The following is a 12,329-nucleotide window of genomic DNA, read 5'->3' on the forward strand; positions in this document are numbered from 1 at the left end:
CGTTAATCAGTTTTATTGGTAAAGCATAAGTTAAATATGGTTCCTTTATTTACTTCGCTCTCAACATCAATAATGGCATTCATTGCGTCCATTTGGTTTTTGGAAATAAACAAACCTATTCCTTTTGCGTCACTGTTCCCATGAAATGTCTTGTACATTCCAAACAATTTTTCACCATGCTTTTTTAAATCAATGCCTTGTCCGTTATCTTTAAAAGAGATGATGGTCTGGTTTGATATGGTTTTTGCGCTAATCTTTATCTTAAGTTTTTCTTCTGTCCTTCTATATTTGATACTATTGGTTAAAAGGTTTAAAAATATACTTGATAAATATGGTTTTATGGCATATACCTTTAGCTCTTTATGAATTTGGATGCTGATATCCGGGTCTGTTTCTTCAATATGGGCATTGATGCTTTCCAACGCATTTTTAAGTGCGGGCTCTACTTTTACCCACTGCAGGTTTTTGCCTTGATCAGATTGTATTTTTATTATTTCGTTTAGTTGTACAACGGTTTCATCCAATCGTTCCGACGATATACGGATCATTTCCAAAAATTTCTCCTGACTTTTAGGGTCTGTATTATCCAACAACATACCTGTGAGCATAGAAAGATTGCTTGAGTTTGATCTTAAATTATGTGATACAATATGAGCAAAATTCAACAGATTTTTATTCTGTTTTTCCGTTATGTTCAGTAACTGTCTAAGGCGATTGTCCACTTTTTTTATGCGTGTAATGTCTGCGTTGGCACCAACCATCCTAACTGGATTCCCATGTTTATTCTTAAAAACCTTGCCCTGACCATGAATATGGCGTATAGACCCTTCTGGGGTTATTATCCTAAATTGGGTGTTGAATTCTTTCTCCCCTCGTATGGCCATTTCAACCTCCTGAATGCTACGGTCTTTGTCATTTGGATGTATTGTTGTTTCCCAAGCTGCCACTTCTCCGCTAAAGTCTTCTTTCTTAACACCATATAGGTTATACATATTATCATCCCACACCAAAACATTGTCAATAATATTGTAATCCCATATGCCTATGTTCGAACTCTCAACGGCAACACGCATACGATCGGTCAATATTTGATATTCTATACTTGCCCTTTTTTCCTTGTCTATGTCTTGAAAAACACCAAACATCCTAGATGCTTTCCCGTTGATCATTTCCGAGTTTCCAATTGCCCTGACCCATTTTTGGTTTCCTTTCGCGGTAACAAGAATCAGTTCTTCATCATATGGAGTGCCTTTTTCAATGCACTCTGAAACAACTTCAATGATACGTTCCCTATGCTTTCCTTCTTTATAAAAATTGATTCCCGTCTCAAGATTGGGCACATGGCTTCTTGGTGTCTCATGAATTTCTCTTGTCATATCTGACCAAAAAACAGTATGGTTAACCAAGTCTACTTCCCAACTTCCTATTCTCGCAGCACGTTCTGCCTGAAGGGAAAGATCTATGGTTTTCTTTTTTTGAGTTACATCATCAAAATAGAGGTAATAACATTTTTCCTTTTGTGAAGGATATAACACCATTTTAAACCATTTCAGTTCATGTTTCCTTGTAACATGAGCTGTAAACTCTTTTAGTTCTTTGTTTAAAAAAGTTTTTCTGTTAAGAATCTTGGAAAACGAAATAGGCAGCTCTCCAATTACTTCTTTCAAAGTAAGCGATTGACAGTTTGAATGCGCCAATTCAAAAAAGTCAAAAAAGATTTGGGAGCAACGCAGTATTTCTAATTTTTTGTCAAGTACAACAATGGGAAATGGTAAATCTTCTATCGATATGGTAGGTTGGCAATTGGTTTTCATTTGATTTATGCGAAATACATTTATTATGTCAACGTAAGAAATTTCTTATTATTACATTTTGTGCTTTTGACCAAAACGTCTTGTTAATATTACTGGAGCAACCTAATTATTAAAGCTAGTCGGCAACAAAAGCCATAAAAGAAATCAATGCATATGGTGCACTAGAGACATAAACTTTTCTTAAAACCTGCCTGCTTCTTATATTGTTTTATAAATTATGTCCCGATCAAAAAATAAAGATGAAACAGTTTATTCACGTTCCTTTTTTCTCTCCCTTTACTGCTAATATTCAAACAAGAAAGTATAGCTGCCTAAATAATGATTATTCTTTCAGCACAAATTAATTTCAAAATGTTCTTACGTCATCTATTTGCCTATTTCTTTAGGAGGAGTTGTTTGTTCACTGTATAATTTATGAATAGAAAAAAGCATGCTTCCATTTTAAGGAGTACACGTAAAATACACAGGGTAATGGGCGCCACTTTGTGTTTACTGTTTCTTATTATCTCAGTAAGTGGTTTGCTCTTGGGGTGGAAAAAGAACAGTAACGGACTTATTTTACCTAAATCGTACTACGGAAGTTCCACTGAATTTAAAGATTGGTTGCCCTTGGGCACCCTTCAGCACATTGCTTGTACAACCTTGCACGATTCCATCGATGCTAATCTTTCTCTTGAATTGAGCCGAATTGATGTAAGATCCCAAAACGGCATGGTTAAGTTTGTATTCAAAGAACAATTTTGGGAGGTTCAGATAGATGGGGCAACTGGTAAAGTATTGCATGTGGACCAAAGGTTTTCGGATTTGATTGAAAACATTCATGATGGTTCTGTTCTTGATCACTACTTCCACACAAAGGGTGTATTAAAGCTTGCTTACACATCTATTATGGGGGCATCATTACTTATTTTCACCGTTACTGGCTTTTGGTTGTGGTATGGTCCAAAAGTTATGCGAAGAAGTTACAAAGGACACCTTTAAAGAATTTATTTCTTTTTCACAATCAGATACAATATCTCCAAAACTTCATAAATGCCGCAAAAAAGGCAGTCAACAGATATGGAGAAAGCGGTAAATAGAATTGCATCAAGATAGTGTTTCCCTAAGTAGTTGTTGGCCACTACTCATTTAAACCAAAAAAGCATCCTATTTTTACTGTAACAGTTTGATTTTTAATGAGTCATTAATAATACAACTAAAAACTTCGTCATGAAAAAATTCCTTTCCCGTTGCCAAGTTCGTTTGTTTTTTTACACTTATCTGTTCTTTTCCTTTTTAATTACCTCTTGTCAAAATCCAAAGAAAAACAACATCATCGTCACCGATGATGCCATTGCTTATGCCTTTCCTATGAGTAAAATAGTTTTAGACGGAGACTTGTCGGAGTGGCCAAAAGACATGACCAAATATCAAATAAACAATGCCGAGCTTGGTAAAGCTCCAAAAAACAAAGAAGATTTTGAAGGTAATTTCCGCATCGGCTATAATGTGGAACAAAATGAGCTTTACATTGCCATGGAAATTTCAGACGAATCCCAAGTTGTTCAATCATCAGATATGTCATTTTGGGATAATCAAGATGGTTTGGAGTTATACATCAATGAAAAGAGTTTAAAATCTGGCTCACCTGTTACCCAATACAGTGAATATGGCAATGATAGGAACGCATATGGGGCAAGAACCTCTTGGGACAATGTGGAGATGGTAAAAAATGTAACCGAAAATGGCAAAACTGTTGAGTGGAAAGTAACACTCGACAAGAAAATTGAAAAAGGCATGTCATTAGGAATAGATCTAGTGGCAATTGATAAAGACCGTGACAAAAGTTTCACATGGCTTTCCTGGGGAAGAGGTACTCAAAAAGTGTCAAACCCTGATAGACTGGGGAATATAATTTTTATTGCCGAAGGCACTGATATTGGGCTGGTCAAAGGTAAAGTCGACACTTCTAATCTTCATTCAGAACCAATTCCTGTAAGCGTTAGAATGAGTAATCTAGAGAATGAAAAAATGTGGGTTCAGACTGTTATAGACTCCCTCGGAAATTTCTCCGTTCCACTGCCTGTTGGCGATTACAAAATTGAAGTTCCAACAAAAATTGTGGAGATTGATTACAGATTTCATAGAATGGCCCCTACTGACCCAATAACTTTTTCTTTAAGAAAGGATGGCCATGATCCCCTTCCCTCACTCGAGGTAAAAATGCTTCCTGAACCCGATGTAATTCCTTCCAAAGGATTACTGCACGACTTTGATGATGACTCGAAAAAACAGACTGATCAAATAGTTAAAGCGTACCAAGAGCATTATAACATTCCAGGTGTTTCATTGGCCTTAATTAAAGATGGACAAGTAGTCTATCATAAAACCTATGGGGTAAAAAATTCCGTGACCAGCGAACTCGTTGATGAGAAAACACTTTTCGAAGCCGCCTCAATTACCAAGCCTGTTTTTGCTTTTGTGGTACTGCGATTAGCAGATCGCAACATAATTAACCTTGACAAACCACTACATGAATACCTGCCATTTGAGCAACTTGAAAAATACCCTGAGTACAAAAAGATAACTGCGCGACACGTATTAATCCATCGAAGTGGACTTCCCAATTGGGGAATTGAAATGATTAACGAACCCGGAGAAAAATATGGGTATTCAGGAGAAGGGTTTGAATACCTTAAACGTGTTGTTGTCAAAATTACAGGGAAACCCATAGAACAAGTTTTAAATGAGGAATTGATTGAGCCTAACGACCTCTATCATATGGAATTTAGCGATAGCGATTTGTTGCGCAAGGTTGTGTCTGATGGACATGTGAGAAATCATCCTACCAATTGGGGCATTCCTCAAGAAGCAGGCATGGCTTTTAGTATGCATACGGAAGCCAAAGCCTTTGCCAAATACGCCCTTGCCATTTTAGAAAGAAAAGGATTGAAACCAACTACGTATAACCAATTTTTAAAAATCCATACGGAGTCAAATCCAGAATTTTGGAATGACCCCAATAAGGCCGAAGGTGCTGGACTTGGTATTTTTATTCGAAAAACAGATTATGGGGATACTTTTTACCATGGCGGAAACAATGGTGATTTCAAATGCCAATTTGAAGTTTATGACAAATTAAAAATGGGCTATATTATATATACCAATTCAGATACCGGAAGCGAACTCACAATGGATGCATGGCAAATATTCGTTGAAGGGAAAAAACAAAAAGATTGAGCTTAACCCTGTAACTGTTCTTTCTTATTCCAAGGAAGTAATGCTTTTACACAATTCTCAATGAGGGTCATAAGACTTAACCGCTTATTTGCTAAATTGCACTTAAAATTATTCCCGCAATTTTATAGCGCTCAACCATTTTGTTAACTTTGTGATAGTGAACAAACTATTTTCCATAATACTATCTTTTTTAGTCCTATTGCAAAGTTTTGGGCTACACTTTGATGATTTGGTTCAGATTGATGAGTTTGTTGAACACGCCCAATTTCATAGCGAGCAATATGGAGATAATGTTATAGTCTTTATTTCCAAACATTACGGAAAACTCAAAGCTGATCACCAGAAAGAACACCAAGAGGAAGAACAAGAACATGAAGAGCTTCCTTTTCAGCATCAATCTCATACTTCCTGCCTTACGGATTTTGCCATAAACACATACATTTCAGAATTTAAGGCGCCTGAATTTGCCGAGTTTAGTGTTGCTACTTTTTATTATCAAGCATCTACCTCCTCTCTGCACTCTAAAGGACTCTTTCAGCCACCTCGGCTTTCATAAAATAATCAGAACAAATTCATTTAGCACTAGGTCAAAACTTAACCTAGGGCGATTCACGTAGATTATATTATGAAAAAATGCTATCACATATTATTAATTTCAGTATAAAGAACAAGTTTATTGTTCTGTTGTTCACAACCTTTATTATAGGATTTGGGTTATACTCATTGTCACAAATACCCATTGGTGCCGTACCCGATGTGACCAACAATCAGGTTCAGGTAATCACAACATCAAGAAATCTTTCCACACAGGATATGGAACAATTTATTACCTATCCAGTAGAGTTAGAAATGGCGAATTTGCCGGGTGTTAAGGAGATCCGTTCCATTTCCAAATTTGGGATATCCGTGGTTACCATCGTTTTTGAAGATAAGATGGGAACCTTTCTGCCCAGGCAACTTATTGCTGAAAAGATTAAATCTGCATCAGAGAAAATCCCGGAGGGTTTTGGGGCACCTGAAATGGGCCCAATTACCACTGGCCTTGGTGAAATCTACCAATACATTCTGGATGTAAAACCGGAATTTAAGGGTAAGTACACTGCTACCGATCTACGAACCATACAAGATTGGATTGTAAAACGACAACTCTCCGGTATTCCTGGAGTTGTTGAGGTCAATACGTGGGGTGGATTCTTAAAACAGTATGAAGTGGCCATCAATACGGAAAAACTAAATGCAATGAACATCACTGCACATGATGTTTTTTCTGCTTTGCAAATGAACAATAGTGTTTCAGGTGGAGGGTATATAGAGAAAGTAAACCAAGCATTTTTTATTCGGGGCGAAGGACTTGTTTCTTCACTCGAGGATATTAAAAACATCGTGGTAAAAAATGATGTTGGAATTCCCGTTTATGTAAAAGATGTTGCCAAAGTAGGCTTTGGAAGTGCACCACGCTTTGGGGCCATTACCGGAAACGGTGAAGGCGAAAAAGTATTGGGACAGGTTATGATGCTCAAGGATGCTAACTCCAAAAAAGTCATCGAAGCGGTAAAAGAGCGGGTTGCTTCCATTTCAAAATCATTGCCGGAAGGTGTCTATATCAATGCATTTCTTGACCGTAGTGAACTCATTGCCAAAACAACTTTTACGGTTACCGAAAACTTAATTCTAGGTTGTCTGATTGTAATTTTTGTAGTGGTATTGCTATTGGGCAATTTTCGCTCAGGATTGGTAGTAGCGTCGGTCATCCCTTTATGTCTCCTGTTTGCCTTGTCCCTAATGTACCTGTTTGGGGTTGATGCAAATTTAATGAGTTTGGGTGCTATTGACTTCGGAATCATTATTGATGGCGCAGTAATCATTGTTGAATTCATTGCTTTTCAAATCACAAGGAAAAAAGATGAGATCTACGCCTTGGCTAAAACAGAAAGACAAGCTTTAAAAGATAAGATTACTTTCTCTGGAGCATCAAAAATGATGAACTCCGCCATCTTTGGTCAGCTCATTATTTTGATTGTATTCATCCCAATATTATCACTGAGCGGGGTAGAGGGAAAGATGTTCAAGCCTATGGCATTGACATTCAGTTTTGCCCTTGTTGGAGCAATGATTCTTTGCTTTACCTATGTCCCTGTTGTGGCATCTATATTCTTAAAGCCATCCCATGTAACCGATAAAAATATATCGATTCGATTGATGAAATGGATCAATAAAATATATGATCCTATTATCCATTGGGCATTGCAAAGTAAAAAGTTAGTACTGGGGATTGCTACGGCACTTCTGGCAATCTCAATATATCTATATACTTCAATGGGGAGTGAGTTTGTACCAACCTTAGATGAAGGTGATTTTGTGATTCAACCTGTCCTGAAAACGGGAACCTCGTTAAGCAATACCGTAAAAATCACCACTGAAATCGAAAAAATACTACTAAAAGAATTTCCAGAGGTAAAGCAAGTGGTCACACGTATTGGAGCCGCTGAGGTGCCAACGGACCCCATGTCGATGGAAGAAAGCGATATCATAATTGTACTTAAACCAAAAAGTGAATGGACATCCGCATCATCCAAAGATAAGTTGGCGGACAAGTTTAAAGTGGCGCTTGCTGTTATCCCCAGAATGGAAGTGGAGTTTACACAGCCTATTGAGATGAGGTTCAACGAACTTATTACAGGAGTACGAGCTGATATCGCTATCAAAATCTTTGGAGAGGATTTGGAAGTACTGGCAAAAAAAGGAAATGAAATAGGTGCTTTGATAGAAAATGTGGAAGGAGCAGCAGATGTTACTGTAGAAAAGATAGTCGGATTACCTGAAATGAGTGTGCGTTATAATCGTTCTAAAATAGCTCGGTACGGACTCAATATTCAGGAGTTGAACGATATGGTGTCCATGGCGTTTGCTGGAAAATCCGCTGGGAGTGTTTTTGAAGGTGAAAAACGGTTCGATTTGGTGGTTCGATTGGATAAACAAAAACGGCAAGACATAGACAATCTTAAAAACCTATATGTTGACCTTCCTACAGGCGGAAAGATTCCACTAAATGAGTTGGCCGATATCAGCTATAAAAAGGGAGCTGCAAAAATCTCCCGTGATGATACTCGAAGAAGAATTGTAGTGGGAATCAATGTGCGTAACCGTGATTTACAATCCGTAGTTGATGATATCCAGGAGTTAATAGATACAAATGTAAAATTACCCGTAGGCTATACCATTACCTATGGTGGGCAGTTTGAAAATTTGCAGAGCGCCAAATCAAGATTGATGGTTGCGGTGCCCATCGCCTTGGTCTTAATATTCGTACTGCTCTATTTTGCCTTTAGATCCGTGAAGGAAGCTTTAATGATTTATTCAGCGATTCCGTTGGCTGCCGTGGGAGGTGTTTTGTTGTTGTGGATTCGGGGTTTGCCATTTAGTATCTCCGCAGGTGTAGGGTTTATTGCCCTATTTGGTATTGCTGTACTAAATGGAATTGTATTGATAGAACACTTTAAAGAACTAAAAAAACAAGGATTTGAAAATATGGAAACCCTTATCAAGCAAGGCACAAAGGATAGGTTGAGAGCAGTATTGTTAACTGCATCGGCGGCAGCTCTGGGGTTCTTGCCTATGGCAATTTCCACCAATGCAGGTGCTGAAGTACAACGCCCCTTGGCAACAGTTGTTATTGGTGGTTTGATAACCGCCACATTATTGACCTTAGTGGTATTGCCAGTACTCTATGCTTATTTGAATACCGACAAGAGAGGACTAAAGACTGTTAATAAAGGAGCAACCGTGGGACTGAGCATCGTTGGTTTGCTATTTTCTTATAGTACTACGGCTCAGCAAAAGCCCAAAACCCTACAAGAACTCATCCCAATGGCTGTTGAGAACAATGCGGCGCTGAAGGCAAGTGAATTAAAAGTAGAACAGTCAAATGCTTTGGTCAATAGTGCATTTAGTTTTGATAAGACACAGTTGTATTACCAGTTTGACGAGAACAATTTGGCATTGAACAATGAGCCGCTTAAAGTATTTGGTATTCAGCAAGATTTTCGCTTTCCCACGGTATACTTTTCCGAAAGGAAAGTGAATAAGGCCCGTTACAATGTTGTTTCCAGCACCTATGACATTCATAAAAAAGGACTGGAAAGAAAGGTTACTGCAGCGTATTATGAATATCAAATCGCTAAAGAAAAGGAACGGGTCTATCAACGGCTAGATAGTTTATACACCAACTTTTCCAAAATGGCCGCAAGACGTTTTGAGTTGGGAGAAACCAATTATTTGGAGAAAGTTACGGCCTCGTCCAAACAGAAACAAATACAGCTTAAATATACGCACACCCAAAAGGATGTTACCATTGCATACAGAAATTTGCACAAAACCATACAGCCGGAAGACAGCATTCAGGTAATAGACGAACTGGTGCTTAAAATCCCATTAAAATCATTGAACATAGACACTAGTCCAGAGCTAAGTTACCATCAAAACAGGGTTTCTTTATTTGAAGCTGAAAGACGTTTTAAAAAACAACAATTGTTGCCTGACATTGGTCTTGAATATTTTCAAGGAACCAATTCACAACTCAATGAAAGTTTGTCCGGATATCAATTAGGGATTAAAATACCAATCCTCTTCGGAGGCCAATCGGCACAAATAAAGGCAGCGCGCTTTGCGGAAGAAGTAGTAATAACGGAGTCCAATGAATATGCAATTCAACTGAATGCAAAATGGAATGCCCTTAAAATGGAATTGGCACAGCTTCAGAATACACTTGACTATTATGAAAATGAAGGTATGCCGCTTTCAGATGAAATTTTAAAAACAGCCAACGGTAGTTTCAAGAATGGAGAAATCGATTTTTATCAATACATCCAAAGCATAGAGAGTGCGTATGAAATAAAGTTGGATTATCTAGAAAAACTCCAACAGTACAACCAAACCGTTATTGCCATTAATTATCTAACCCTATAAACACATTGTAATGATACAAAGCCTATATAAAATAACCACCTTGAGCCTTCTTTTTGCACTATTGAGTTGCGGTGGAAAAACCAAATCATCTGAAGTTGATTTAGAAAGTAAAGAGCAAATGGATGACCGTATCCAAGTTACACAAGCCCAATTTGAACAGAACAAAATGACTTTGGGAAGTTTGGAAGAAATGCCATTTCCAACCAGTATTAATGTTAATGGGATGATTGATGTGCCTCCAGGCAACCGGGTAGTGGTAAATGCTTCCATGGGAGGGTACATCAAAACCACACCCTTACTTATTGGAGATAAGGTTCACAAGGGTCAGGTTTTGGTTACCATTGAAAACCCCGAATTTATTGCCCTTCAACAGGAATATATGGAAGTGAGTGGGCAACTCACTTATTTAAAGGCTGAATATGAAAGACAAAAAACCATGACCGAGGAAAACATCACCTCGCAAAAAAGTTATCTAAAAGCTGAAAGCAATTATAAAACGGCGGTCGCAAAACACACAGGATTAGGGAAACAGTTACAAATGCTCAATATTTCACCTTTACGTGTTTCACAAGGGAATTTTAGTTCTGTGGCCACCATTTATGCTCCCATTTCTGGTAGTGTAACCAAAATGAACGTAACAAAGGGAACATATGTTTCCCCTTCAACTTCTATTTTGGAGATTATTGACAATGAGCACATTCACTTGGAATTATCTGTTTTTGAGAAAGATATTATGAAGGTGAAAAAAGGCCAGGATATCGATTTTAAGATTCCAGAAGTATCTACAGAAACTTTTAAGGCCAAAGTACACCTTGTGGGTACGGCAATTGAAGAAACCCGAACAATAAAGGTACATGGACATCTTGAAAATGAATCGGAAAACAATTTTTTGACAGGGATGTTTGTGGAGGCAAGTATTTATACTGATTTTGAGACTGCAAAAACATTGCCTAATGAAGCTTTAGTTGTAGCAGATGAAATTCCATATGTACTGGTTTTGGAAAAAAAAGAAGGAAACATCTACTATTTTAAGCAAGAAGAGGTAACTGTAAAGGCAACTTCCAAAGGCTATACAATTATTGAAATAAAAAACACCTTTACTCCAAACACACAGTTTTTAACCAAGGGAGCTTTTAATTTGTTAGGAGATTAATTACTTTTTTTGAGTGAAACCTTTTAGACTAACTAGTGGTGTCTCTTCTAAAATAGGTGGAAGGGGACGTTCCCATTAAACTTTTGAAAGATTTATTGAATGTAGTCTTCGAATTGAACCCAGCCTCTTGCGCAAGGCCAAAAAAAGTGAGATTTTGAGCTTTTTCAGTTTTGGCAAGGGCTATAAATTCCTTTATGCGGTAGTAATTAACAAAGTCAAAAAAATTCATGCCAATACGTTCGTTTAAAAGACGCGCCAATTCTGGATTACTAATTCCCAACATCTTAGCCAATTCAGCCTTCATTAGTTTAGCGTTCAGATATGGTTTTTTGGCAATCATCATACCTTCCAATCTTGTTTTTAATTCATCCAAATCTGTATGACTAAGCTTAGACTGACTATATTTTTGCGAAAGATTGAAAGATTGTATTCGAAATAAGTTTGGTGCCACCATTCCATAATATGCAATAAAAAGAACAACAAAAGCAATGCTCATCCAAATGAATTGACGGCCTTCCCGTTCTATCTTTTCAAATCCAAATAAACTGGTGAGGTATAACGCGGTCCAAGTTAAAAGGCACCCTCCAATAGCCATTAGAAAGTTAAAAAAGAATTGCGTTTTAATGGTATAGCTAAGCTCATTTTTTAAATTGTTCCTGAACCTTAAAAAATGCTGTAGACTTAACACCCAATATGCACTATTAAAAATAAGGCCCGTACCCACAAAAATACTGACAACACTATATAGCTCTCCACTTTGTATTCTGGCCACAATTACTTTATCTGAAGGCACCATAAAATAAAACACAACAAATAGGATATAAAAAAATCCTGGGACATAATGAATCAAATCTTTTGACGAGAATCGTTGTTGGGCCAATGATGATTTGGTAAAGAGAAAGACTGTGGGGCCAAATAGTAAAATGGCAAATTCCGAAAGTGTGATAAGTCTAAAATTGTCACCAAAAACCTTTGAGACGTATAGTACGCGGCCACTTAATCCAATAAGCAGTACAAAAATCAAAAAAGCAATATACCCATTTATGTTTTTTCTATTCTTTGGAGAAAACAGATACACACAGAGCAAGAACAAGCTTTGAAAAAAACCAAAGTACACTAACTGGTTTACAAATGTCTGCATAAGAAATATTGGGCCAAGGGTTTTTACAAATCCCTGG

Annotated in this window: 7 protein-coding genes; 5 read left to right on the plus strand and 2 right to left on the minus strand. The window is 37.5% G+C overall.

Going from position 1 to position 12,329, the window contains the following annotated elements:
- Window positions 1–2: 2 nt before the first annotated feature.
- A complete protein-coding gene (locus CRO15_RS02960) occupies window positions 3–1,814 on the minus strand; it encodes a sensor histidine kinase (protein WP_097044285.1) in 1,812 nt (603 codons plus the stop codon).
- Between the two features lie 414 nt (window positions 1,815–2,228).
- Between CRO15_RS02960 and CRO15_RS02965 the strand changes: the two genes are divergently transcribed.
- The 5 genes from CRO15_RS02965 to CRO15_RS02985 all read left to right on the plus strand — a co-directional run bounded on the left by CRO15_RS02965 (window position 2,229) and on the right by CRO15_RS02985 (window position 11,151).
- Complete coding sequence (locus CRO15_RS02965; RefSeq protein ID WP_097044286.1) at window positions 2,229–2,795, plus strand: PepSY-associated TM helix domain-containing protein; 567 nt, start codon at window positions 2,229–2,231, stop codon at window positions 2,793–2,795.
- A gap of 228 nt (window positions 2,796–3,023) precedes the next feature.
- On the plus strand, window positions 3,024–5,033 hold the full coding sequence (locus CRO15_RS02970) for a serine hydrolase (protein ID WP_097044287.1): 2,010 nt from the start codon (window positions 3,024–3,026) through the stop codon (window positions 5,031–5,033).
- Window positions 5,034–5,190: 157 nt separating this feature from the next.
- Window positions 5,191–5,589 carry a hypothetical protein gene (locus CRO15_RS02975; protein ID WP_097044288.1) on the plus strand — a complete coding sequence of 133 codons (399 nt, stop codon included), beginning with the start codon at window positions 5,191–5,193 and terminating at the stop codon, window positions 5,587–5,589.
- Between the two features lie 77 nt (window positions 5,590–5,666).
- Window positions 5,667–9,998 (plus strand): CusA/CzcA family heavy metal efflux RND transporter, encoded by a 4,332-nt coding sequence (locus CRO15_RS02980; protein ID WP_097044289.1) that lies wholly within the window; start codon window positions 5,667–5,669, stop codon window positions 9,996–9,998.
- Between the two features lie 10 nt (window positions 9,999–10,008).
- Window positions 10,009–11,151, plus strand: coding sequence for an efflux RND transporter periplasmic adaptor subunit (locus CRO15_RS02985; protein WP_097044290.1), 1,143 nt, complete (start codon window positions 10,009–10,011; stop codon window positions 11,149–11,151).
- Between the two features lie 28 nt (window positions 11,152–11,179).
- On the opposite strand, the gene CRO15_RS02990 is transcribed toward CRO15_RS02985, so the two are convergent.
- Window positions 11,180–12,292, minus strand: a complete 1,113-nt coding sequence (locus CRO15_RS02990; protein ID WP_097044291.1) for a helix-turn-helix domain-containing protein — start codon at window positions 12,290–12,292, stop codon at window positions 11,180–11,182.
- Between the last annotated feature and the right edge of the window lie 37 nt (window positions 12,293–12,329).

This window comes from Flagellimonas pacifica, from assembly GCF_900215465.1.
Lineage (GTDB): Bacteria > Bacteroidota > Bacteroidia > Flavobacteriales > Flavobacteriaceae > Flagellimonas > Flagellimonas pacifica.

Bases quoted from the DNA above. Each gene is read 5' to 3' on its own strand.
- CRO15_RS02960 (WP_097044285.1), bottom strand. From the start codon at position 1,814: ATGAAAACCAATTGCCAACCTACCATATCGATAGAAGATTTACCATTT.
- CRO15_RS02965 (WP_097044286.1), top strand. From the start codon at position 2,229: ATGAATAGAAAAAAGCATGCTTCCATTTTAAGGAGTACACGTAAAATA.
- CRO15_RS02970 (WP_097044287.1), top strand. From the start codon at position 3,024: ATGAAAAAATTCCTTTCCCGTTGCCAAGTTCGTTTGTTTTTTTACACT.
- CRO15_RS02980 (WP_097044289.1), top strand. From the start codon at position 5,667: ATGCTATCACATATTATTAATTTCAGTATAAAGAACAAGTTTATTGTT.
- CRO15_RS02985 (WP_097044290.1), top strand. From the start codon at position 10,009: ATGATACAAAGCCTATATAAAATAACCACCTTGAGCCTTCTTTTTGCA.
- CRO15_RS02990 (WP_097044291.1), bottom strand. From the start codon at position 12,292: ATGCAGACATTTGTAAACCAGTTAGTGTACTTTGGTTTTTTTCAAAGC.